General features: G+C 53.5%; 19 protein-coding genes and 1 riboswitch. Of the genes, 8 read left to right on the top strand and 11 right to left on the bottom strand.

All coding sequences use genetic code 11. From position 1 onward, the window contains the following. Window positions 1-4: 4 nt before the first annotated feature. From UNDKW_RS23975 to UNDKW_RS24000, 6 genes are all read right to left on the bottom strand, one after another. Window positions 5-796 carry a thiazole synthase gene (locus UNDKW_RS23975; protein ID WP_162060804.1) on the bottom strand — a complete coding sequence of 264 codons (792 nt, stop codon included), beginning with the start codon at window positions 794-796 and terminating at the stop codon, window positions 5-7. Window positions 797-966: 170 nt separating this feature from the next. Further along, entirely contained in the window at window positions 967-1,167 is a 201-nt protein-coding gene (gene thiS / locus UNDKW_RS23980) for a sulfur carrier protein ThiS (protein WP_162060805.1), read from the bottom strand. Window positions 1,168-1,169: 2 nt separating this feature from the next. Next, window positions 1,170-3,083 carry a phosphomethylpyrimidine synthase ThiC gene (thiC, locus tag UNDKW_RS23985; protein WP_162060806.1) on the bottom strand — a complete coding sequence of 638 codons (1,914 nt, stop codon included), beginning with the start codon at window positions 3,081-3,083 and terminating at the stop codon, window positions 1,170-1,172. A gap of 80 nt (window positions 3,084-3,163) precedes the next feature. Then, window positions 3,164-3,265, bottom strand: a riboswitch (TPP riboswitch). A 71-nt stretch (window positions 3,266-3,336) separates the two neighbouring features. Next, entirely contained in the window at window positions 3,337-5,466 is a 2,130-nt protein-coding gene (locus tag UNDKW_RS23990; protein ID WP_162060807.1) for a tetratricopeptide repeat-containing diguanylate cyclase, read from the bottom strand. A gap of 70 nt (window positions 5,467-5,536) precedes the next feature. Then, entirely contained in the window at window positions 5,537-10,090 is a 4,554-nt protein-coding gene (locus UNDKW_RS23995) for an EAL domain-containing protein (RefSeq protein ID WP_232063098.1), read from the bottom strand. 197 nt (window positions 10,091-10,287) lie between these two features. After that, window positions 10,288-11,259, bottom strand: a complete 972-nt coding sequence (locus tag UNDKW_RS24000) for an ABC transporter substrate binding protein (RefSeq protein ID WP_232063099.1) — start codon at window positions 11,257-11,259, stop codon at window positions 10,288-10,290. Between UNDKW_RS24000 and UNDKW_RS24005 the strand changes: the two genes are divergently transcribed. Then, on the top strand, window positions 11,260-11,730 hold the full coding sequence (locus tag UNDKW_RS24005) for a hypothetical protein (RefSeq protein WP_162060809.1): 471 nt from the start codon (window positions 11,260-11,262) through the stop codon (window positions 11,728-11,730). Window positions 11,731-11,875: 145 nt separating this feature from the next. Here the strand turns inward: UNDKW_RS24005 and UNDKW_RS24010 are convergent, their stop codons facing one another. Then, entirely contained in the window at window positions 11,876-12,133 is a 258-nt protein-coding gene (locus UNDKW_RS24010) for a hypothetical protein (protein WP_162060810.1), read from the bottom strand. A gap of 224 nt (window positions 12,134-12,357) precedes the next feature. On the opposite strand from UNDKW_RS24010, the gene UNDKW_RS24015 reads away from it, so the two are divergent. The 3 genes from UNDKW_RS24015 (at window position 12,358) to UNDKW_RS24025 (ending at window position 16,782) form a co-directional block, all read left to right on the top strand. Continuing rightward, window positions 12,358-15,183, top strand: coding sequence for a valine--tRNA ligase (locus UNDKW_RS24015; protein WP_162060811.1), 2,826 nt, complete (start codon window positions 12,358-12,360; stop codon window positions 15,181-15,183). Window positions 15,184-15,303: 120 nt separating this feature from the next. Next, window positions 15,304-15,768, top strand: coding sequence for a DUF2147 domain-containing protein (locus UNDKW_RS24020; RefSeq protein WP_162060812.1), 465 nt, complete (start codon window positions 15,304-15,306; stop codon window positions 15,766-15,768). Window positions 15,769-15,975: 207 nt separating this feature from the next. Then, on the top strand, window positions 15,976-16,782 hold the full coding sequence (locus UNDKW_RS24025) for an ABC transporter substrate-binding protein (protein ID WP_162060813.1): 807 nt from the start codon (window positions 15,976-15,978) through the stop codon (window positions 16,780-16,782). A gap of 23 nt (window positions 16,783-16,805) precedes the next feature. Here UNDKW_RS24025 and UNDKW_RS24030 read toward each other — a convergent pair whose 3' ends face one another. Then, window positions 16,806-18,413: a sensor histidine kinase gene (locus tag UNDKW_RS24030; RefSeq protein WP_162060814.1), complete on the bottom strand. Its 1,608-nt coding sequence runs from the start codon at window positions 18,411-18,413 to the stop codon at window positions 16,806-16,808. A gap of 308 nt (window positions 18,414-18,721) precedes the next feature. Between UNDKW_RS24030 and UNDKW_RS24035 the strand changes: the two genes are divergently transcribed. After that, on the top strand, window positions 18,722-18,970 hold the full coding sequence (locus UNDKW_RS24035) for a YdcH family protein (protein ID WP_162043364.1): 249 nt from the start codon (window positions 18,722-18,724) through the stop codon (window positions 18,968-18,970). Window positions 18,971-19,000: 30 nt separating this feature from the next. Here the strand turns inward: UNDKW_RS24035 and UNDKW_RS24040 are convergent, their stop codons facing one another. From UNDKW_RS24040 to UNDKW_RS24050, 3 genes are all read right to left on the bottom strand, one after another. Continuing rightward, entirely contained in the window at window positions 19,001-19,798 is a 798-nt protein-coding gene (locus UNDKW_RS24040; RefSeq protein WP_162060815.1) for a DUF3025 domain-containing protein, read from the bottom strand. A 16-nt stretch (window positions 19,799-19,814) separates the two neighbouring features. Next, window positions 19,815-20,879: a dihydroorotase gene (gene pyrC / locus UNDKW_RS24045; protein ID WP_162043366.1), complete on the bottom strand. Its 1,065-nt coding sequence runs from the start codon at window positions 20,877-20,879 to the stop codon at window positions 19,815-19,817. 143 nt (window positions 20,880-21,022) lie between these two features. Further along, complete coding sequence (locus tag UNDKW_RS24050) at window positions 21,023-21,730, bottom strand: hypothetical protein (protein ID WP_162060816.1); 708 nt, start codon at window positions 21,728-21,730, stop codon at window positions 21,023-21,025. A 99-nt stretch (window positions 21,731-21,829) separates the two neighbouring features. On the opposite strand from UNDKW_RS24050, the gene UNDKW_RS24055 reads away from it, so the two are divergent. The 3 genes from UNDKW_RS24055 to UNDKW_RS24065 are packed head-to-tail and all read left to right on the top strand — an operon-like array spanning window position 21,830 to window position 24,136. Further along, window positions 21,830-22,162: a hypothetical protein gene (locus UNDKW_RS24055; protein ID WP_162059051.1), complete on the top strand. Its 333-nt coding sequence runs from the start codon at window positions 21,830-21,832 to the stop codon at window positions 22,160-22,162. Further along, on the top strand, window positions 22,162-22,503 hold the full coding sequence (gene tnpB, locus UNDKW_RS24060; RefSeq protein ID WP_162059050.1) for an IS66 family insertion sequence element accessory protein TnpB: 342 nt from the start codon (window positions 22,162-22,164) through the stop codon (window positions 22,501-22,503). Before UNDKW_RS24055 ends, tnpB begins: the two co-directional genes overlap by 1 nt. A 43-nt stretch (window positions 22,504-22,546) precedes the next feature. Beyond that, window positions 22,547-24,136 (top strand): IS66 family transposase, encoded by a 1,590-nt coding sequence (locus UNDKW_RS24065; protein WP_162059049.1) that lies wholly within the window; start codon window positions 22,547-22,549, stop codon window positions 24,134-24,136. Window positions 24,137-24,428 lie beyond the last annotated feature (292 nt).

The raw sequence follows: 24,428 nt of genomic DNA on the forward strand, positions 1-24,428 counted from the left end.
AATATCAGACTATGCGGCCAGCCATAGGAGACGAAGGCGATGCTGCAAACTTGCGCGGCATGCGTCCTGCCAGAAAAGCTTCTCGCCCGGCTTCGACCGCCAGACCCATGGCGCGTGCCATGCGCACCGGGTCTTTGGCGCCTGCGATGGCAGTATTCATCAACACACCATCACAACCGAGCTCCATGGCTATCGCGGCATCTGATGCAGTACCTACGCCAGCATCGACCAGTACCGGCACTTTGGACTGTTCGATAATCAGCGACAGATTCCATGGATTCAATATACCCATGCCTGAACCTATCAATGAAGCCAGCGGCATGATGGCAACGCAGCCTATGTCTTCCAGCATGCGCGCCTGTATAGGATCATCGCTGCAATACACCATGACATCGAAACCATCCTGCACCAAAGTCTTGGCAGCCTTCAGGGTCTCGGGCATATTCGGGAACAGGGTTTTCTCGTCGCCCAGTACCTCCAGCTTGCACAGCTTGTGGCCGCCCAATAATTCACGCCCCAGTTGCAAAGTATACACCGCGTCTTCAGCGTTGTAGCAACCGGCTGAATTTGGCAGTATGGTGTATTTGCTTGGTGGTACTACATCCAGCAAACTAGGTGCATTCGGGTCTTGCCCTATGTTCACACGACGGATCGCTACCGTGATGATATCGGCTCCGCTGGCTTCTGTTGCCAGGCGGGTTTGTTCCAGGTCTTTGTATTTACCGCTACCAACCAGCAAGCGGGAGCGGTAGGTTTTTCCGGCTATGCTTAAGCCTTGAGTGTTTTCTGTGTTCATAAAATTCTTTCAAATTTGTGAAGACCAAGTAATACGTCATAGATTGGACTGCATCCTGTTAGCGCCGTAGGTTGGGCTACGGTTTATCAGCCCAACACTGGGCCTTGAATCAACATGCACGTCATTTGAATGCCGAGTGTTGGGCTGATGAAGCGTAGCCCAAGCTACACTCATCCACCGCCAATCGCCCTCACCACATCAACCTTGTCATCCACTTGCAACTCATGCTCCGCCCACTGCGACTTCGGAATAATCTGCCTGTTCACTGCCACCGCAATCGCCTGCTGTGACAGATTCAATTCAGCAATCAAATCTGCCAGCAGCATGCTCGCTAGTTGCCGCTTCTCTCCATTGAGCTGTATCTCTACCATGGCTATTGTTTCTTATAAATTTCCGCGCCGGATTTGATGAACTCAACTGCCTTGACTTCCATGCCCTGCTTCAAGGCCTGGATTTCGCTGATACCTTGTGCATTGGCATAGTCTCGCACCTCCTGCGTGATTTTCATCGAGCAGAAATGCGGGCCGCACATGGAGCAGAAATGGGCGACCTTGGCAGAATCCTTGGGCAGGGTTTCATCATGGAATTCGCGCGCCTTGTCGGGGTCGAGGCCAATGTTGAACTGGTCTTCCCAGCGGAATTCAAAGCGTGCCTTCGACAAAGCATTGTCACGTATCTGCGCACCGGGATGGCCTTTTGCCAGGTCGGCTGCATGAGCAGCAATCTTGTAAGTGATGATGCCATCCTTGACATCGACCTTGTTAGGCAAACCCAGATGTTCTTTGGGTGTCACATAACACAGCATGGCAGTGCCATACCAGCCTATCTGGGCTGCACCTATGCCGGAAGTGATATGGTCATAGCCAGGGGCGATATCCGTCGTCAAAGGGCCCAGGGTATAGAAAGGCGCTTCATGGCATTGCTCAAGTTGCAGGTCCATGTTTTCTTTGATGAGGTGCATGGGCACATGGCCAGGGCCTTCTATCATGACTTGCACATCATGCTTCCAGGCGATCTGTGTCAGTTCGCCCAGGGTTTTCAATTCACCTAACTGCGCTTCATCATTGGCATCATAGATAGAGCCTGGACGCAGACCGTCACCAAGGCTGAAGGACACATCATAGGCTTTCATGATTTCGCAGATATCTTCAAAATGCTCGTACAGGAAGCTTTCCTTATGATGCGCCAGACACCATTTCGCCATGATGGAACCACCGCGCGAGACGATGCCGGTCAGGCGCTTGGCTGTCATCGGCACATATTGCAGGCGCACGCCGGCATGGATGGTGAAATAATCGACGCCCTGCTCGGCTTGTTCAATGAGCGTATCCCGGAATATTTCCCAGGTCAGGTCTTCTGCCTTGCCATTCACTTTTTCCAGTGCCTGATAGATCGGTACGGTACCGATAGGCACAGGTGAATTGCGGATGATCCATTCGCGGGTTTCGTGGATATGCTTGCCAGTGGAAAGGTCCATGACATTGTCGCCACCCCAACGTATTGCCCAGGTCATTTTTTCGACTTCTTCACCGATGGAAGATGTCACCGCAGAATTGCCGATATTGGCATTGATCTTGACCAGGAAATTACGGCCTATGATCATGGGCTCGATTTCAGGGTGATTGATATTCGCAGGGATAATCGCACGGCCACGGGCGATTTCTGAACGCACGAATTCTGGCGTGATTTCTGCGGGAATTGAAGCGCCAAAAGACTGGCCCGGATGCTGGCGGCCCATGACTTCTGCCAGCTTGCTACCCATAGGGCCTGAGGCTTTCAGGTTTTCCAGATATTCTTTCCTGCGCAGGTTTTCGCGTATCGCGACAAATTCCATTTCCGGCGTGATGATGCCCTGGCGCGCATAGTGCATTTGCGAAACATTTTTGCCTGCCAGTGCACGGCGCGGCAGGCGTTTGAGGTTGAAGCGCAGCTCAGCCAGTTTGGGATCATGCAGGCGGGCGATGCCGTATTCTGATGTTGGGCCTGCCAGTTCTTCAGTATCATTGCGCTCGGCTATCCAGGCACCGCGTACGGATGCCAGGCCAGAGCGGATATCGATTTTTACTTCTGGGTCGGTGTAAGGACCAGAGGTGTCATACACATAGATAGGCGGGTTTTTTTCCGAACCAAACATGGCTGGCGTATCAGACTGCGTGATTTCGCGCATGGGTACGCGGATATCGGGTCGGCTGCCCTGTATATAAGTCTTGCGGGAATTCGGCAGTGGCTGTATGGCTGCCTCATCTACCGTGGCGGTAGCGGACAAGAATTGCGGGTTGGCGTTCATTTTGGCTCCTTTGCTTTGTTGGCATGGAGCCAGCAAAGGAGTTTCCAAAATCAAAATGTGCACGCTGAAAGCGCGTAGCAAGAAGTCTTTGGCAGCTTCCCTTCGCTGGCATTATCCAGATCAGGTTCGAGGGTATTTCTCACCCGCCAACAAGATTGATGGCAGGACCCCTAGCATTTTTTCTTCGGGTTCCAGAAATAAATCCAGAACCGCGACGACGGCAGATTATACGACTTTTTTAAACTCAGGTGCTTTATTTGATGGCGCTGGCCAGTTCTTCATCAGATACCGTTGCCGACGCAGCAGGATTGCCTTCTGGCAGTTTTACCGGTCCATGCACCTCTATCAACTCGACCATGCCAGCCTTGATCGCAGCCGACAGATCATGATCGAGTACGGGCAAGGCTTCTTCATAGGCGATCAATAATCTGCTGACACCATAGGCGCGGTTGCGGCCATTGAGCTTACCCAGATATAAGGCCATGTCGGCAATTTGCAGGGCTTTTTCCCAACTGCAGATGGCTTCTGGCAAACCGGAAAATGGCAGGCTGATGAAACCGGCAGTCAGGGTGACAGGAACACTGGCACCATCAGCCTGAATGTCTTCTTCACCTATGCTGCGCAAGATGCGTTCAACCAGTCCCTTGAGTTGTGCGGGATTGGAACGTGGTGAATAAATCAGGAATTCTTCACCACCCCAGCGCAACACCATGTCACTGTCACGCACGGTACTGCGTAAGCGGCGTGCCACTTCTATCAATACCGCGTCGCCAGTGGCATGACCAAAGCTGTCATTGATATTCTTGAAGTGGTCGATGTCCATGAGTATCAGGCAGTCAGGATTATCAAGCGCATCTTCACGCCTTTCACCTTCAGGCAAGATGGCCCTGCCCTTCATCATATCGACAAAAGAGCGGCGGTTATACAAACCTGTGAGGGGATCACGCACCGCATGGAATTCGAGTTGCTCATTGACTTCACGCAGTTTTTCATTGGTCTTGCGAACTCGCCGGTACAGGAAGAAAACCACCATCCCCGCCATCACCATGATGACTGCAGCCAACATCAGCACCAGTTGTTGCAACTGACGGTTTTTGATATCGGCATCCTTGAGCTGGTTTTCACGCGCCAGCAATTCAATTTGTTTTTGCCTTTGCTGGGCATTGAATTGCTCTTGCAAAGTGGCTACGGCACGTGCCCGGTCAGAGCGGAATAATTCATCGCTGAGTTTTTGCTGCTCGCGCACCGTCGCCAGCGCCTCTTTATACATATCGGCGGCTTCATACATATTGCCGATTTCACTGAGCAGGTTTTCCACATCCGACTTGGAGCCGGTTTCCATGAAAAACTTCTTGGCTTCATTGATGTAGCCTATGCCCTGGGCGAATTTCTTTTGCCCTGCCAGTGCAAACCCGATATTTGCCTTGGCAATAGCGATCGCAAAAGGATCATTCACGGCCTGGGCTTTTTCCAGTGAGAACCTGGCGGCGCGTTCAGCCTCAGTAAATTTGCGCACATGCAGGTAATAATCGGCAATATTGCCGAGTGCTGTGGCGGCTACGGCAGGCATGCCGGCATCGGTGGCTATCTGCAAGACGGTCTTGTAGGCCTCGAGTGCTTCATCATGACGCCCCAGGTCTATCAGGGCCAGGCCACGTGTCATTTGCAGCGAAGAAGTGATTTTGGGCGAGTCTATGCCGGGCAACATTGCCAGGGCCTCATTGGTGGTTTCCAGCGCCTTCTCTGCATTATGCATATTCAGGTAGAGTCTGGCAATGGATTCCATGCGGTACAGTTTGGCCTGGGCACTGCGGCGCGGTATCTGGTCAGCCAGCTTCAGTGCTTCAAGAAAATAAGGCAGGGATTTATCAAAATTGCCTATCGCCAGTTGCACCATGCCAAAGGCGATATTCAGGCGCATCTGCACTTCAGCATTTTTTGAATCACGCAGGCTTTGCTGTATATCATTGAGCTTCACCAGCGCCATGGCGAATTTGCCCTGATCCAGCATCTGAAAGGCTTCGCCTATCAGCGCCATATTGATCATGTCATTGTCTTTTTGTGCCCTTGCCAGTTGCAGCAACTCTGCGTTGGCGGCATCAGCCTCCTTGATTTTGCCTGCGTCATACAAGATACCTATCAATGTCTTCAAGACTTCGGCACGCAAGGCGTAATTGGCATCTTTGCCCAATTTGTCCTTGTATTCCTGCAACTGTTTAAGGGCTGCAGTATTGTCGCGATCAGATAAAGAATGTATTGCTTCTATCTCAGAAAAATCAGGCCTGGTCTGGGCATATGCAGTACTGTTCATGCATAGCAAGGCAATAACCAGCAAACCCGGCATCAGCCTGGTTTGCCATTTAGGTAGTTGAAGCTGCGACATGCAAGCCCTCATTGTTCTGTCCGTATCTCTGTTCAATTTTTTATCAGGCTGGCGCTATTCTGCCCCGCTTTTATTTACCTGTCTGGTCCAGGAATACGCTGCCCACTTGCGACAATATTTCATCTTCGAGTTGCTGCGCCGGTATAGGTTTGCTCAGGTAAAAACCTTGCAGGATATCGCAGGACTGGGTGCGTAAAAACTCCAGTTGTTCGCGGGTTTCTACCCCTTCTGCCACCACTTCCAGCCTAAGGCTATGTGCCAGCGCGATGATGCCGGTGACGATGGCGGCATCGTCGGCGTCACCAGGAACGTCACGCACGAAGGACCTGTCTATCTTGATGATATCCACTGGGAAGCGTTTAAGATAAGACAAAGATGAATAGCCAGTGCCAAAGTCATCAATGGTCAGCCTGACGCCCAGGCTGCGCAAGCGGTCCAGTATCGCCAGGGTATCCTGTGCATGTTCCATCAGCGTGCTTTCGGTGATTTCCAGTTCCAGCATTTTCGCTGGCAGGCCGGTATCAAACAAGACCTGCTCCACAGTATTGGCAAAATCTTTTTGCAGTAACTGGCTGACAGACAGGTTCACGGCAACCCGCAGATGCCCCATGCCCTTGTCCATCCAGTTGCGCATCTGGGCGCAGGCGGTACGCAGCACCCATTCGCCAAGTGCAATGATGAGACCGGTTTCTTCTGCCATGGGGATAAATTCCAATGGCGACACCATGCCACGGGTAGGATGGAACCAGCGCACCAGTGCCTCGGCACCGATGATTTCACCATTATCCATGCGTGCCTGGGGCTGGTAAAACACCGCCAGCTCATTACGCTCCAATGCGCGGCGCAGGTCGTTCTCCAGACGTACCCGTTCAGAAATCGAATGTTCCATCGCTGCTTCAAAAAACTGGAAGTCAGTATTGGTTTTCTTGGCGCGGTACATGGCTGTGTCTGCATGTTTGACCAGGGTGCCTACGTCCATGCCATCGCTGGGATAGACAGAAATGCCGATGCTGGCGGTCACAAAAATATCATGGCTATCAATCTGGAAAGGCTTGGCCAGGGTGCGGCAAATATTTTGCGCCGCCGATGCGGCAGCAGCAGGGTCGGCCAGTTCACTGAGTATCACCGTGAACTCATCACCACCCAGGCGTGCCACGCAATCGGCATTGCGCACACTGCGGCGTATGCGCTGGGCCACGGCAATCAGCAGGCGGTCACCGACATCGTGGCCGAGCGTATCATTGACGTTCTTGAATCTGTCCAGGTCAAGGAAAAGTATTGCCACCGACTCGACATTTTCCTTGGCCATGGCCAACCTGCGACCGAGTTGATCGAGGAACTGCGTGCGGTTGGGCAAGCCAGTCAGCACATCGTTGAAGGCAAGGTGACGTATGCGTTTTTCTGCCTGGTTGGCTTCTATGATGCGGCGCACACGTTGCGACAATACGGCGAAATGGATAGGCTTGGGGATATAGTCGCAGGCACCGGCAGCAAAGGCTCTCTCCACCGAAGTATTGTCTTCCAGCGCAGTAATCATCAACACCGGTATGCTGCGGCCACGCGGCATTTCCTGTATCAGGCTGCAGGCGGTAAAACCGTCCATGACAGGCATGACGGCATCCATGAGAATAACGTCAGGACGCATGCGCTTGAGCATCAGCAAGGCTTGCGAGCCATCTGCCGCCTCTTCAACCTTGAAACCATCTCTTTGCAGGGTATGACGCAGCGTGCTGCGGGTGCTGCGGTCATCATCGACCACGAGCACTTTGGCAACATGTCGGCCGGGGCTGACTACTTCATGGCCTTCCAGGAATACCTCATTGCTCAGTTCATACGCCACTGCTTCGTAAGCCTGATGCAGGCTGCTCAGCAGCGGCGAGATTTCTGACAAATGTCTTTCCAGCGCCAGTTGTTCAACTTCCTTGGCAAACTGCAAAAGATTGCTGGCCCCCAGGTTACCACTGCTGCCTTTGATGGAATGTGCCATGGCGCGTACCATTTCAGCATCGCCTTGCTGCAAGCCCTGGTTCAATTGTTCCAGATAGACAGGTGTATCTTCCAGGAACAGGGATACTGTCTGCTGCAAACCTGGCCCCAGGATATCGCGCAACTTGTCAAACACCGCGCGGTCAAGTGGCTGACCATCAAGCGGCTGCAATTGTCCACCTGACGGCAAGGCACGTCCTGCCGCGCCGCCACGGGTAAGCCAGCGTTCCAGCTTCTGACGCAACTCCACCAGGGTGATAGGTTTGGCCAGATAATCATCCATGCCTATCGCCAGACATTTTTCTGCATCGCCACGCTGGGTATTGGCCGTCATCGCCACGATAGGTGTGCGCCTGCCCAGACCATCTTCATAACTGCGTATCCTGACGGTGGCTTCATAACCATCCATTTCCGGCATGCTGCAATCCATGAGTATCAGGTCATAGCGGTTGCGGCGTGCCGCTTCGACTGCTTCCTTGCCATTTCCGGCAAATTCGCAATGGCAGGCGGACAGTGACAGCATGCCCGCCGCCACCATCTGGTTGGTGCGATTATCTTCAACCACCAGCACGCGCCACTCCACCTGGCCACCCTGTGCAGGGTGACGCGCCACTTCCATGTCCCTGGCTGGCATGGGTACAGGTGGCCTGACTATATTTGCCGTGGCTGGTGACTGCGATTGGCTTTCAGTCAGCAACAAATGCCGCAAGGCTTGCAACATTTTTTCTATATGCACTGGCTTGCTCAGGCAGATTTCTGCTGCCGTGGAGTTGGTATCTCCCGCACAGCCATTCCTGTCCAGTGCCAGAGTGTGGATGCCGCTATAACGATGATCGTTGCGCAGACGGCGCGCGAGTTCCACGCCGTCATCATCCGTGCTGCCGACATCCATAATGACCAGGGAATGAGGGGCACCTTCTTTGGCGGCCCTGTCCAGTAAACTCAGGGCCTGCATGCCACTGGCTACTGCATGACATGCCATGCCATGACGGGAAAGTTGCTGCAGCAAAAAGCTGCGCACGATCTCACTGGGATCAACGATGAGTATGCGCTCGCCCTGCAAGTCGGTGCTGGCCAGGGCTGGCCTGTCAGTGTTGCTGATGCTACCGGTGTTAATAGTGCTGCTGGCCCTGCATTGCATGCTGAAGTAAAAATTGCTGCCTTGCCCCGGTACGCTGCTGACGCCGATTTCACCATGCAGAAGTGCCACCAGTTGTTTGCAGATAGCCAGGCCCAGGCCGGTTCCACCATATTTGCGTGTCGTTGAGCGGTCAGCCTGGGCGAAGGATTCAAACACATTGGCGACAGCATCAGCCAACATCCCTATACCGGTATCGCTGACATCAAAACGCAAGCTCATCGGTGCAGCCGGATCTGCCTGGTCGTGGTACTGGCTCAATACCACCCGCACCGCTATTTCACCATGCTCGGTAAATTTGACAGCATTACCTATGAGGTTGAGGAGTATCTGGCGCAAACGCAAGGGATCGCTCTTGATGCGCAGAGGAACATCATCGGCGACCAGGTAGGCCAGTTCCAGACCCTTTTGCTGGGCAGACTTGGACAACAACTCCAGCACCTCAGCCACCAGTTTATTCAAATCAAATTCGATTTCTTCGACCTCGACCTTGCCCGCTTCCATCTTGGAAAAATCCAGGATGTCATTGATGAGCTCGATCAGGGACTGGGAAGAATTCCAGGCCACATCCACGCATTCGCGCTGGCTGCGGGTAAGGCGCATTTCCTTGAGCATGTCGAGCATGCCAACCACGCCATTCAAAGGGGTGCGCACTTCATGGCTGACGGTGGCAGCAAATTGTGCCTTCATGACGGCGGTATGCAGGGCCTGGTCACGTGATTGCTTGAGTTCAGCTTCACGCTCTTCCAGCACTGCCATCATCTGGTTGAAGGCATGCGCCATTTCCATGATGTCTTTTGAGCCTTGCGGTGTCGCGCGCATGCCGGACTCGCCGGATTCTGCCCTGCCCATGAGAACAGACAAATGGTTCAGCGGGCGTATCATCTGCCGCGACATCAGGCGTATCACGGCCAGCAGGATCAGGGCAAATGAGAACGTGATGGCGAGGTTGCCGAGCAGCAGCGACGACACCAGTTTATCCAGCGTGGTCTTGCCGACCACTACGTGTACATAACCCAGTAATTGTGGCTTGCTCTCCTGCACTTCAAAAGGCGAGGCTTCTGCCTCACCGGCAAATACCGGGGCGCTGAAACGCCAGTCCTGCTCACTTTCCTGTTCCAGTCTGGCACTCGACAATGGCCCGGCCGGTTGCGTCTGTAAAGGCGGCAAGACAACGCCAGGTTTGCTTTGTGACAGCAAGACCTTATGCTCTGCATTGGCGATTTCTACCTGTAGGACATCAGGAAAAGCCAGGGTGGTCGTCACCACTTCCCTGGCATTATCGGCAGAGTGATACAACAGGGCCAGGCGGCTTTGACGTGCCAGGTTTTCTGCCACTTGCTGACCCTGCACAACAAAGTAAGCGCGCATGCGATGGCTGGCCTGCCATGAATTCATGATGGAAGAAAACAATGCCAGCACCAGGATAGCAGCCGTGATGATCACCGTTAGCTGGAGACTGAAACCTGTGCGGCGAAAGTAATTTCTGAAAAACTTCATACTTGAACCAAATTACTTGTGGCCATCCACCGTCAGGCATCGCTGGTGAACAACACTTTGTCTCAGAATATTCAAGATCATGGCAGCATTCTCACGGATGCATGGCATGCTTGGCTCTTTCACTTCTCTTCGTTTTTATTATTCTTTACATCGCAGCAGCATGGCAGACAGCCTGCAATGGCAATCAATTACAACACTCAAGGCTCAGGGAAGATAGAGTCAAAACTTCTCTGGCTTTGATAATCAATGTTCAAACCTATATGGCTGGCTGTACGCAAATTCACTGCCACCAGGACCTCACGCAGCAAGGACACGCCAGACTTGCGGCCATCTCCGCTCACGGCACTATGGGCTGCCATGGCCAGGCTGTGTCCCAGCTCCAGATTATTCGGATAGAGCGCAAACAGTGCTCCTTTTTTTGCGTGCAGAAAACTGCTGGAAAAGAAGGGGATGCCACGGTTCCAGGATTCACGCAAGACCAGCGGCAAGATACTACCCTCTTCCACCGTGGTTGAATCTTGTGGCAGCCACAAGGCGTCGCGCCGGTCCGCGCTGGCAAAGGCCATTTCATACTGATGGGCGGCACCAGCGAGGTCTTTGGCTTCATAGGTTACCAGCTCCAGCCCCTGCTGCCTGGCTGCTTCGCGCGCCAGTTTGATCAGTGACTCATTGTTTTTGGGGTCATACACGACAATGACTCTTTTGACGCCTGGCAGCAGGCTTTTGAGGCGGGTAAACAACAAGGCAGGATCGGGCATAAGACTGACGCCTGTCATGCTGCGGCTTTCGCTTTCAGGAATGTTCAGCACACCACCAACGACCACGGCAATCTCGCGGTCCAGGCCACTGGCCAGCTTGACTCCCTGACGGCCAAGGGCGATGACGACCCTGACACCATTGCGTTTCAATTGCGCATTCAGGTCAGCGGTTTCCAGCTTGGCGCTTATCGGCACGCTGATCACCGGCATGCGTGACTTGCTTTCTATGCCTTCGATGATTTTGGCAAAAATACTGCGGTAAGGTTCACCCATGTCAGGATACAGTACCGCCAGGCTGCCCCCGGTACTAACCTCAGGGCGGCGGCCCTGAGTAGCGGCATCTGCAAAGACCAGATGCTCGCCATAGCGGTAACCCATGCGCAAATCCTGGGCCATTGCAGGAGTCTGCACTTGCAACACCTGGTTTTGCAGCATGGCCAGGTCTTGCCTGAGCATGGGCTGCTGAGCCATGGCAGGGGAAACGAGCAAAAACAATATGCACAGGACGAGATTGAAAAACTGGCAGGCGTGCTTAAGCAAGCCAGCTTTCGCATCAGTCTTTTGACCGAGGCGGCAAGCATGGATATCAGAAAAATAAGAACAGCCTTTTTCCAGCATCTAAAGTTTTATTCCTTATCTTATTCTCAACACAGTTTCGTCCTGCTTTTGCGGCGCTTGCCGCTCCTGCCGTTATTACTATTCTTACTCCTGCCATTATTCCTGCCGCCATTGCTGCTGTTTTTTTACAAACAAACTATCAGGCTGCTACAGCCATACCAAGAATCAGCCATCAACATTAACAGATTTACGCACGCCCCCATATCGAAATTGATGCGCCTGCTTTATTCACCCGACAAGCGGTCAGATGTCACTGCAAAGTGATCATCGGTATTCCTATAATTTATAGCCAAATTGCAAAAAGACCGAACGCCCGCCCTTGGGAAATTTCCTGACTCTCTCTGATGGTCTGCGATATGGTTGATTTGGGTATTCACTCTCCATCCTGATCCAGGCCACCAACCCTCTCTCAACTGGTAGCGCCGCTTACCTCTATATCAGCAGCAGTAATCACTATCGCTACGGCAGTTGCATGGCGCAAAGGAAGGGCAGAACCTGTGGCAACGCTGATGACAGACTTGTCGCCGGATTTGTCACCGGATTTGTCAACATAGGCCAGCACCAGGGCTTCTTCTGTATTTGGTTTATCAGCCCTGGCGGGCTGAAACAGGACTATCAGCAGAAAGACAAAATTCATGGCACTTATCGTATTGATCAGACTTCTCATGATGTCCCCAGGGGTTTTCAAACATCTTAATCCAATCTTTCCGGCAACAACAAGCCAGATGCATGGTGGCAACATGGCATTTGTCGCTTTGCTGTCCACAAGTGACGAGATTTAAAATATTTATTGTCTTTAAGATATTTTATTATTGCTATCCGCAGGAAAAACCGCCTTCTGCACTTTCCTCATTTATAATCAAAGGTTTAGCAATCACCGCAGATCATATTATGGAATTAGCCAAGTCTTTTGAGCCCGCAGAAATCGAACAATCCTGGCGTGGCGAGTGGGAAAAACGTGGATATTTTGCCGCCACCATGGATGAAGGCAAACCCTCATTCTCCATACAGCTGCCACCGCCAAATGTGACAGGCACCCTGCACATGGGTCATGCCTTCAACCAGACCATCATGGATGGCCTGACGCGCTATTACCGCATGCGAGGTCACAATACGGCCTGGGTGCCGGGTACTGACCATGCCGGTATTGCCACCCAGATCGTCGTGGAACGCCAGCTGGATGCACAAAAGATTTCGCGCCATGACCTGGGCCGTGAAAAATTCCTGGAAAAAGTCTGGGAATGGAAAGAAAAATCCGGCTCCACCATCACCGGCCAGATGCGCCGCATGGGTGCGTCTGCCGACTGGGACCGTGAATATTTCACGATGGATGCTGAACGCTCCAAGAGCGTCACCGATGTCTTCGTCAAACTGGTAGAGCAAGGCCTGATCTATCGCGGCAAGCGCCTGGTGAACTGGGACCCCGTGCTGGGTACTGCGGTATCTGATCTGGAAGTGGTGTCGGAAGAAGAAGATGGCTCTATGTGGCATATCTGCTATCCGTTTGTAGATGGCTCCGGCCATCTGACAGTAGCGACCACCCGCCCTGAAACCCTGCTGGGTGACGTGGCCGTGGCAGTTGACCCGACGGATGAACGTTACATCCACCTGGTTGGCAAGATGCTCAAGCTGCCGCTGACAGACCGTGAAATCCCGGTGATTGCCGACAGCTATGTCGATAAGGAATTTGGTACTGGCTGTGTGAAGATCACGCCTGCGCATGACATGAACGATTACGCTGTTGGTCAGCGTCACAAACTGGACATGATCTGCATTTTCACTCTGGATGCCAAGATCAATGAAAACGGTCCTGCGCAATATCAGGGCATGGACCGTTTCGTCGCCCGCAAACAAATCGTGGCTGACCTCGATGCACAGGGTTTGCTGGAATCGGTAAAACCACACAAGTTGATGGTGCCACGTGGCGACCGTACCAATGTGGTGATTGAACCGATGCTGACTGACCAGTGGTTCATGGCCATGAGCAAACCGGCACCGGAAGGTACCTTCTTCCCTGGCAAATCCATCGCTGAAGTGGCGCTGGAAAAAGTCGCTGATGGTGAAATCAAATTCATCCCGGAAAACTGGACAACGACTTACAACCAGTGGCTGACGAATATCCAGGACTGGTGTATCTCTCGCCAACTCTGGTGGGGTCATCAAATCCCGGCCTGGTATGGCGACAATGGTGAAATTTTTGTTGCCCACGATGAAGCAGGTGCCAAAGCCAAGGCAGCTGCCGCTGGTTACACTGGCGCATTGAAGCGTGATGATGACGTGCTAGATACCTGGTTCTCATCTGCGCTGGTGCCTTTCTCTACCATGGGCTGGCCGGAAGAAACACCGGACATCAAACAGTTCCTGCCATCCTCGGTACTGGTCACCGGCTTTGACATCATTTTCTTCTGGGTAGCGCGTATGGTCATGATGACCACGCACTTCACCGGCAAGGTACCGTTTAATACAGTTTATGTGCATGGCCTGGTACGTGATTCCAGCGGACAGAAAATGTCCAAGTCCAAGGGTAATACCCTGGACCCTATCGACCTCATCGACGGTATCAGCGTAGATGAACTGGTGGCCAAGCGCACTGCCGGCCTGATGAACCCGAAACAGGCTGCCAGCATAGAAAAAGCCACGCGCAAGGAATTTGCCGACGGCATCCCTGCCTATGGTACGGACGCTTTGCGCTTCACGATGGCCAGCTATGCATCACTGGGCCGCAATATCAATTTCGATCTGGGCCGTTGCGAAGGTTATCGCAACTTCTGCAATAAACTGTGGAATGCGACCCGCTTTGTCCTGATGAATACTGAAGACAAGGATTGTGGTTTTGGTGCTGGTGTCACAGATGCTGACCTCGAATATTCACAGGCTGACAAATGGATCATCTCTACCCTGCAACATGCAGAGGCTGAGATAGAAAAAGGTTTTGCCGACTACCGTTTCGACAATATCGCTTCTGCCATCTACAAGTTTGTCTGGGATGAATATTGCGACTGGTATCTGGAAGTAGCCAAGGTGCAGGTACAGCAAGGCAATGAAGCGCAACAGCGTGCGACCCGCCGCACTTTATTGCGCGTGCTGGAAGTGATCTTGCGTCTGGCTCACCCTGTCATTCCTTTTGTTACCGAAGCCTTGTGGCAAACAGTGGCACCGCTGGCAGGCAAGACCCTGAACCCTGCTGGCGACAGCATCATGATCCAGCCTTACCCGCAATTCGTGGCGGCAAACGTCGACACTGCGGCAGAAGCCTGGATGCAGGCACTGAAAGCCATGACCGACGCCTGCCGTAACCTGCGTGGTGAAATGCAATTGTCCCCGGCCAAGCGCGTGCCACTGTTGTTGCAGGCCGCGAACGCAGAAGACAAGGCCCGCCTGCAGTCTTTTGCGCCTTACCTGGAAGCACTGGCGAAACTGTCTGAGGTAGCTGTCGTTGATGCGCTGCCTGAATCACCGGCACCGGTATCCGTCGTTGGCGAATCGAAGCTGATGCTGAAAGTGGAAATCGATGTGGCAGCAGAGCGTGCACGTATCAGCAAGGAAGTCGCCCGTCTGGAAGGTGAAATTACCAAGCTGGAGACCAAGCTGGGTAACGAAGGCTTTGTCGCCAAGGCACCTGCACAGGTCATCGCGGTTGAGAGAGAACGTCTGGCGAATTTCAAGGCAACCCTGCAAAAACTGCTGGAACAGTTAGATAAGCTGCCACCAGCCTAAGATGTTGCAATACCGTGGGTTAAAGTAGGTACTCTAAAAATATTGTACGTGGTGAAAATTTTGCCACGTACAATCAAATCACATAAATCAGAGACCACAGTTTTTTCTTTTGGAGACAGCATGAAAAAAACAGTTCCACTCGTGTTATCCGTACTATCCGCATTCATCGCATTCGCAGGCATGCCCCTGCTGGCACAGGCTGAAGAAAGCCCGGTCGGCCTATGGAAGAGCATAGATGACAAATCAGGCAAACCCAAGGCACTGATACGTATCACCGAAACTGCCGGTGAATTGCAGGGCAAGATAGAGAAACTGTTTTTGGAAGCCGATGCCCCCGAAAAGAACCCAAAATGCGATAAATGTGAAGGCGCAAATAAAGACCAGCCCATCGTCGGCATGACCATCTTGTCTGGCCTCAAAAAAGACGGTGACGAATATACTGGCGGCAAAATCCTCGACCCAGGTAATGGCAAGCTGTACAGCAGCAAGCTCAGTGTCGTTGAAAACAACAAGAAACTGAATGTGCGCGGCTACATAGGCGCACCGATGTTTGGCCGTACCCAGACCTGGTTGCGCGAACAATAAATCCGCAACGCCAGATAAGGTAACAACAATACAACAACGGGAGCTCAGGCTCCCGTTGTTGTTTCTCATTCATGATTCCAGCATGGTTTGGTCTGCGCACTATGGTCTGATACTGTGGTTGCACCTTGTTGCACGCCAGCGACTTGCCAGAAATAGCAATAAGGCAGATGATAGGCTACTGAATCCCTTTTTGATGAAGGCGGTATCATGAAAAAAGCATGCTCATCCTGGTTTGCTGTCGCTCTGCTGATACTGCTCCCCTTATTGCCAGGCTTGTCATCGGCACAAGGAAAATTACTCAAAATCGCCACTGGCGAACTCCCACCCTATGCGACTGAAAGCAGGCCAGACAAAGGCATAGCCCTGAGCATAGTGCGGCGTGCTTTTGAACTCGAAGGCTATCAGGTGGAATTTACTTTCTTGCCGTGGTCACGCGCCCTGGCCGAGAGCCGCGCAGGTAAATGGGATGGTACGGCTTACTGGGGTCACAAACCTGAGCATGACCAGAGTTTTTTCCTGAGTGACAATGTCATCACCGAGCAATGGGTGCTTGTCTATCGCAACGCCATCGATTTTAAATGGAAACAACTCGACGATCTCAAGCCCTACCGTATTGCCATGATACAGGACTATACCTATACGCCAGAGATCTGGGCGATGGCGAATAAGGGTGACCTGAAGATGGAAAAGCTACCGAATGATACGGCCGCCCTGAAGCTCTTGCTGTTGAAGCGGGTAGATATCGCACCGATGGAGAGAAACGTCACCTGTGATTTATTGGCGAAGAATTTTTCACCTGCCGATGCGGCACAGTTATCTGCACACCCAAAATTGATGACCGAAAGTTTTACGACTCACCTGATGATGTCGCGTGGCCTGCCAACCAGTGCAGGCAGGGTTGCGGCATTTAATAATGGCCTGAAAAAACTGCGCGCCTCTGGCGAATATCAAAAACTGTCTTCCCAGGTGAATTGCCCGCAAGGTTGGTCTGATGTGGCCAAGTCCAGCCACTGAATTTGCTATTCATTATTCCGTCTTCACTGCGCAGTATCACCAGCATGACCGGGAGCACACAAGGGCAAATGCATGATAAAGCTGGCACCTTTTCCTGGCTCGCTTTCCACCCGTATGCTACCGCCCAGTACATCGCACACCAGGTTATAGACGATATTCAAACCCAGGCCACTGCCGCCCTGCCCCAGCTTGGTCGTGAAGAAGGGATCAAAGATACGCCCGAGGTTGATGTCAGCAATACCAACGCCGTTGTCATTGACGCTTAATTCCACTTTGGCTGGCTCTGTATCCAGCAAATGCGCCCTGATATCGATGATGCCATTTTCACGGCCATCAAAACCATGAAGGATGGCATTATTGATGAGATTGCTGATAATCTGTCCGAGTAAACCCGGGTAGGCATCCATACGTATTCCAAGCGGAATATCGATACGGACTTCATGTACATGATGCCTGATACTGGCCCCCATGGTCAGCATGGTTTCCCTGACGACTTCATCAAGAAAAAACACCCGGCGCTGGGCGCTGGTCCTGTCTACCGCCACGCGCTTGAAACTGCCGATCAGGTCAGCCGCGCTATGCAAATTGCGCAAGAGTATATCGCTGGCCTGCAGGTTATTTTCGACATAATTTTGCAGGGCTGCACGGGTGACACCCTGTGCCATTTTCTTATTGAATTCGCGGCTCAGGTCATGAATGGTACTGGCCACCGTCACAGAATTACCTATAGGTGTATTGAGTTCATGAGCCACGCCTGCGACCAGCGAACCGAGCGCGGCCATCCTGTCGCTGCGCTGGATTTCGGCGTGTGCGCTGTTCAAATCATTGAGGGCCGTGCGCAACTCCTGATTCGATGCGTGCAACTCCCTGGTGCGGTCGGTGACCCTTTGCTCCAGCGTAGCATTGTGGCTGGCCTGCTCGTTCATGAGTTCACCTAGGCGCAGGCGCATGGAATCTACCCCAAGCGCCAGGCTGCCCAGTTCATCGGGCCGGGCGGCGCTGACGACTTCTGTGAGATGACCCTCACCCAAGCGATCGACATCGCGCTGTAATTGCTGCAAGGGACGCATCAGGCGTTTTTGGAACAGCAGCCATAACAGGAAAAAAGAAATCAGCAATTGCACCAGGATGGCAGCACCGCCCTTGAGGAATTTTTTCAGGAATTCCTGTTCCATCCAGTAGCTGCTCATTTCTATCGTGACCCGGCCTATGATGCTGCCATCTTTGCGGATATTGCGGGTTTCACTGATCAAGCCCTGCTTTTGCTGTATGGACTGCTCAGCATGGACAAAACGGCCCAGGGCGGCATCTTCGACAATAATGCGCACGACATCAGGATTGAGCATGACAGAATTAACAAAGCTTTGGGCACTGCTTGCATCGACTTGCCACAATGGCACAGGCATGGTTTGCTCCAGCATGCTGGCATATTGCTTCAGTGGCCTACGCACGCGCACTTCGTACTCGCGTTCATAGCTATCCCTGGCCAGCACAGTGCCGAGCAGGACGGCGGGAATCAGGATGCCCAGAGCTATACCCAGCACGATGGCCTTACGCAAGGACATGGTCGCTGCACGCCAGCCTGTATGCTGGTCTGGTAATACTGGATGAGGTGAGTGCTTGCCCAACATAGTTGCAGCCAGTCCCGGTGTTAGCCTGATGCCAGATGGCGGAATTTGTCCAGACCATAGATCCAGACCTGATAAATTTGCAAAGCAGCTGCCGGAATCCCAAGGCCATACACCTGCAGGTATACGGCATTGCACAAATATTCTACCCGAAATTGATGATGGGCCTGCAATCAGCAATGCAGGCGGCAAACATCAAGGCCAGCATTCTGTCTTTCTCTGCCTGACTTGATGCAGGTCATGGATGAGGGTCTGGATAAGCTTAATATAGGGGCAGGGAAAATCCCTTCCTCTATCATTAAGGAGTATCCATGCAAGTAGATCACCACCCTCTTTCCACTGAATTCCCAGAGTTCAAGCAAGCCATCCACGAACTGAAAGCCAACGACAAGCATTTCGCCAAGCTGTTTGCTGAATATGATGACACCGACAAGGCCATCAACCGTGCAGAGAACGGTGCAGAGCATCTGGGTGATGCTGCGCTGGAAGACTTGAAGAAAGCACGCCTGAGCCTGAAAGATCAATTGTTCAAGATCATACAGACTGGCGCTGCGGCCTGATAGTAACCTGCGGCCTCTTGAACGCCGGGCTCAGTTCCGGCGTTTTACCCTGAAAACTTGCTGATCTTGGTAAAAAGCTGCATCCTGCTGCGGCCACCAGCCTGGTATGCCAAGTACGGGTAAAGGCGTGTAATCTGCCGTGGTCAACACCTGGCTTGCGAGTTGCGCTGCCACTACCCCATCGATATGTGCACGTCTGGCGCTGGCATCGAGCTTGAAATAAGCTGGCTCCACCATGACGACCCAGGTATGTGCTGTAATCGCCTTATAGGGCTTGACCAGCTTTTCCATCAAGGCATGTCCAAAGCACCAGACTTCGGCGCAGCCACCGAATTTATCTGCCTGTCTGACAAAGGCGTCCTGCCATGCATGCGCGCGCAAAGCGGCGATCAGGTCTGCTCCTTCGGGCGTATCTGCAAGGACCAGCAGCGCCGCATTCTCATCAAAGATAGTTGCTGCATCACGCGCGGGGCCGCGTGACTTGCCTATGCCGAGAGCAGCAATTTGCGCGGCCTGCAAGGCATTCAACTGCCGCTTGATGGCAGGGAAAGTCAGCCACACCAGCGCATTGAAAAAATCATGCAGGTTCTCGCGCGTGGGCACTAGTCCAGTGGCACTGATATGCGCTTCATAAGCCGTCCCCTCAGGCAATTCTTCCTGTGTGATAAAGCGCAAGGGCAATTCGAGGTGATTGCTTAAACCTGCCTCCAGAGCGAGATGATTGAGTTGCGAGCGCCAGTCTTCGGCCGCCAGCAAGCTGTCAGCCGATTCGCGCACGGCAGCAAACCAGGCTTGCGGCCAGTCTATCTCATCAAAAAAACGTGTCATGAATTGCCAACCAGATTTATGCAGTACGCATTTTCCAGTGCAGGGTTTCGCCACTGTTCAGTGGCACGATGCTGGTGTCGGCAAATGGCAGTTCTGCCGGCATTTGCCAGTCCTCGCGCACCAGGGTAATGCTGCCGCTATTGCGCGGCAATTGATAAAAGTCAGGGCCATTGAAACTCGCAAAAGCTTCCAGTTGGTCAAGTGCACCAGCCTGCTCAAAAGCCTGGGTATACAACTCCATCGCATGCAAAGCGGTGTAGCAACCGGCACAACCGCAGGCATGCTCTTTCAAACCCTTGGCATGCGGTGCAGAATCAGTACCCAGGAAGAAACGCTTGCTGCCCGAGATAGCCGCCTTGACCAGCGCCTGGCGATGGGTTTCACGCTTGAGCACTGGCAAGCAATAATAATGCGGGCGTATGCCGCCTTTAAAAATCTCATTGCGGTTATACAGCAGGTGATGGGCAGTAATCGTCGCCGCAATCGGGCCACCCGATTCTGCCACATAGGCTGCAGCATCACTGGTCGTGATATGTTCAAACACCACTTTCAATTCCGGCATGTCCTTGCGCAGCGGTTGCATGACGCGGTCGATGAACACGGCTTCGCGGTCAAACAAATCAATCTCGGCATCTGTCACTTCACCATGCACGAGGAAGGGCATGCCGACTTCCTGCATGGTTTCCAGGGTCTTGTAGCAATTTTTGAGGTCAGTCACGCCAGCATCAGAATTGGTGGTGGCACCTGCTGGATACAATTTCACGGCATGCACAAAACCACTGTCCTTGGCACGGCGTATCTCATCTGGTGGCGTGTTATTGGTCAGGTACAGAGTCATCAGCGGTTCGAAATTCATGCCTGCTGGCAAGGCAGCAAGTATGCGTTCACGATAAGCGGCAGCCTGTTCAGTCGTAGTGACCGGCGGCTTCAGGTTAGGCATGATGATGGCACGGGCAAACTGTGCCGCCGTATGCGGCAGCACGCTGGCCAGGGCGGCGCCATCGCGCACGTGCAAATGCCAGTCATCCGGGCGGGTAATTGTGATTTCTTGCGGGGAAGTGCTGGAAGTAGAGGCAGTCATGGTAGCTCGCAGTGACGGAATACCGGCATTTTACCTTTTCCCTCTGCCTTAAGCACCTTTGCCAGCACAGATCAGGTGCATTTCAGCAGCAGTAATGGCTGAAAAATAGTGAAGCAGCAATAATCTTCCAACACTGTATTTCCCTAATGACATGCAATCACGGGATCAAGTCTTCCACCAAAACGCTGCAATGCCATGATCCGCATGATCAGTGCCTGCTCCGGCAATATATCCAAAGCATTTTGCGGTGAAGTACCCTGGGTCATCAACAAGGCCTTGTACTGCGTGTGTGCAAGACCCAGTACGTGCCCTAGTTCATGCCCCAAAGGTTTGCCCATCAGGAAATAGGGATTCGCGTGTCTGCTTGGACGATTCATCAGCACATCATTAAATACTGCCTTACCGGCTGGCAGATTGCCAAATGCATCGGAGACCTTGCCAGCCGGGGCAGGCATGGCCGAAGAAAAAATCACTGTCAGTTGATTGCGGTTTTCAGTCCAGGCTGGCAATTCGCCTATTGGACGGAATCTGAAATTGAAAGTGATGCGCGCCTGCTGATAATAGCGATTGACGAGTTCGATATAAGGCTGCAATTGCTCAGGCTTGTTCCAGATGGCAGAGTTCTTGAAAAACACATCCACATCGACTGCGATGATTTTCAAGCTTTCAGCTTCGCTACAAATTGCCGCATTCATTGCGCAGGCAACTTGCTGATCAGGAAAAATTTTTAATTCGCGCGGTAAGTCTGCAGCACGCAAATGTGACCAGTCCAGTGTCTGCCATTGATATTCGTCGGGTAGCAATTTGCTGCAGTTTTTTGTAGTAGCGTCGGTTGCGGCGTTTGTGGGCATATTCTGTTCCGCACCAAGTAAGCGTCCAGCCGCCCCATCTAGCATTGAACGATGACCTCATCCAGACTCACGCTCCCATCACAAGTAAAGAGGAGCAGTATGAAACGAGATCAAGCCAAGCGGCAGCAGTGGCAACAGCACATCACCCAGTGGCAGCAGAGTGCACTGAGTCAGCGCGCCTTTTGCGAGCATGCAGGCCTCAAGTTCTCCACCTTCGACTATTGGCGGCGCGCACTCATCGCCGAACAGTCTGTTGAGAATAAGTCAGCATCCCAAGCGCAGCATCCCGGCATTGCGCTATTACCCGTGCAAGTAACATCTGCTCCTTCTGCTCCCACAGGGCTGATGTTGCGCAGCCCGCAAGGCTGGGAACTGCGTCTGCCACCCGAGGTCAAGGCGGACTGGCTGTCCGACCTGCTGCGTGGCCTGTGATGCAATGGCAGGCAGATGCCATCTGGCTGGCGGTGCAGCCGGTCGACATCCGCGCCGGGATCGACCGCCTGTCAACCTACGTCCAGCAAGCACTGGGGCGTATGCCTTGCGACGGTACTGCCTACGTTTTCAGCAACCGGCGCCACACACGCCTCAAAGTGGTGTGCTGGGATGGCAACGGCGTGTGGATGTGCGTGCGCCGCCTGCACCGTGGTCAATTCGTCTGGCCCAAGCCTGGCGAGCTCAGTTGGCAATTGACCGCCGAGCAATGGCAGTGGCTGGTGGCCGGCGTCGATTGGCAGCGCTTGTCGGCACCGGCTCCGGCAGCCTGGGCACTGTAGCAAGTCCCTGTTAACTTCGACGCGAATCTGTTAACATGGCGCCATGGATCTGCTCGAACAACTCGCCCATACCAACGCCGACCCTGCGCTCCTTGCGCAGTTGCAGGCCATGCTGGCCCAGAAGGACGAGTTGATCGCTGCGAAGGATGCCCAACTACACGTCCTGCAGAGACAGCAGGATGCGTTGAGTGCCGCTGGGCACGCCAAGGACATCAAGATCAAGGCACTGACGCTGGAACTGGCGCATCACAGGCGCATCCGTTTCGGCAAGGCCAGCGAAGCCTACAGCGGCGAGCAACTGGATATGTTCAACGAAGCCGGCGATGCCGACCTGGCGGCGATGGAGGCCGAACTGGAGGCGCTGCAAGCGCCGCGTCCGGCCAAGCCGCGCAGCCGTGCCGGTCGCCAGCCGCTGCCCAGCGAACTGCCGCGCATTGAGTACCGCCATGAACCAAGCTCTTGCCAATGTGCAGCCTGCGGGCGCGACCTGGTCAAGATCGGCGAAGACGTCAGCGAACAACTTGATGTCGAACCAGCACGCTTCTTTGTGCATCGCCATATTCGTCCTCAATATGCCTGCCGTGGCTGCGACACGGTCACCGCTGCGGCGATCCCGCCAGCGGTGATCGATGGTGGCCTCGCCGCTCCCGGCTTGTTGGCCTGGGTTGCGGTCAGCAAGTTTGCCGATCATTTGCCGCTGTACCGGCTGGAACAGATCGCCGCCCGCCAGGGTGTGCCGCTGGCGCGTTCTACGTTGGCAGGCTGGATAGGTAAGCTCGGCGTGGTATTGCAACCCTTAAGCGAGCGACTAGCCGGGCTGCTGCTGCAGCGGCCTTGCCTGCATGCCGACGAAACCCCGGTACGCCAACTTGATCCCGGCCAGGGCAAGACCAAACACGCCTATTTGTGGGCCTATCGCTCCAACCATCTGGACCAGGGGCCACCCATTATCGTGTTTGACTACCAGAGCGGCCGTGCCGGTGCTCACGCACGCACCTTCCTCGGTACATGGCGCGGCCATCTTATGGTGGATGACTATGCCGGCTACAAGGCACTGTTCGCCGATGGCGTGACCGAACTGGCTTGCCTGGCCCACGTGCGGCGCAGGTTCTTCGAGCTACATGCGGCCAACGGCAGCCCGGTGGCGGCCGAGGCACTACGCCGCATCGCAACACTGTACGCCATCGAGCAACAGGCCGCGAGCGCGACGGCCGAAGCGCGCCTGCAACTACGGCAAGTGCAAGCCAGGCCGGTACTGGTTGAACTGCATGCCTGGCTGCAGACGATGCAACAAGCTGTCGCACCAGGCAGCGGCACGGGCAAGGCCATTGAGCACGCACTCAAACGCTGGCCGGCGCTGGTGCGCTATATCGATTCGGGCACGCTGCCGATTGATAACAATGCGGTCGAAAACGCGATACGTCCGATTGCCATAGGCAAGAAGAACTGGCTGTTCGCCGGCTCAGAACGCGCCGGCCGCCGTGCTGCCGCCATCCAGACCTTGCTGGGCACCGCCAGGCTCAATGGCCTTGATCCGATGCAATGGCTGACCAGCGTCCTGGAACGTCTCCCGACGTGCCCTAACAACCAGATCGATTCGCTGCTGCCATTTCCGAACTCTACACAGCTATAACTTCTTTTTATAGGTGGGGCGGCTGGACGCTTACCGCACCAAACACTGCTGAGACGAACAGCAGCAAACTTGTGAACGCGCCAACGCAGATAGCAAGCCGTGCTGAATTAAACGAATGAAGAAATGCATACATAGAATTTGCCAGATGTCTTTGAGTTGATTGTGATGCCTCACATGCAAAGACGCAGCAATTTTATTGTATCTGTGAATGCTGACTACAGTTACAAACAAGCCCGGCACTTTGCAGTGCCGGGCTTGTTTGTTTTTTAGTTTGCGACAGGGGATCACTCCC

Origin of the sequence: Undibacterium sp. KW1, from assembly GCF_009937955.1 — a bacterium.
Lineage (GTDB): Bacteria > Pseudomonadota > Gammaproteobacteria > Burkholderiales > Burkholderiaceae_D > Undibacterium.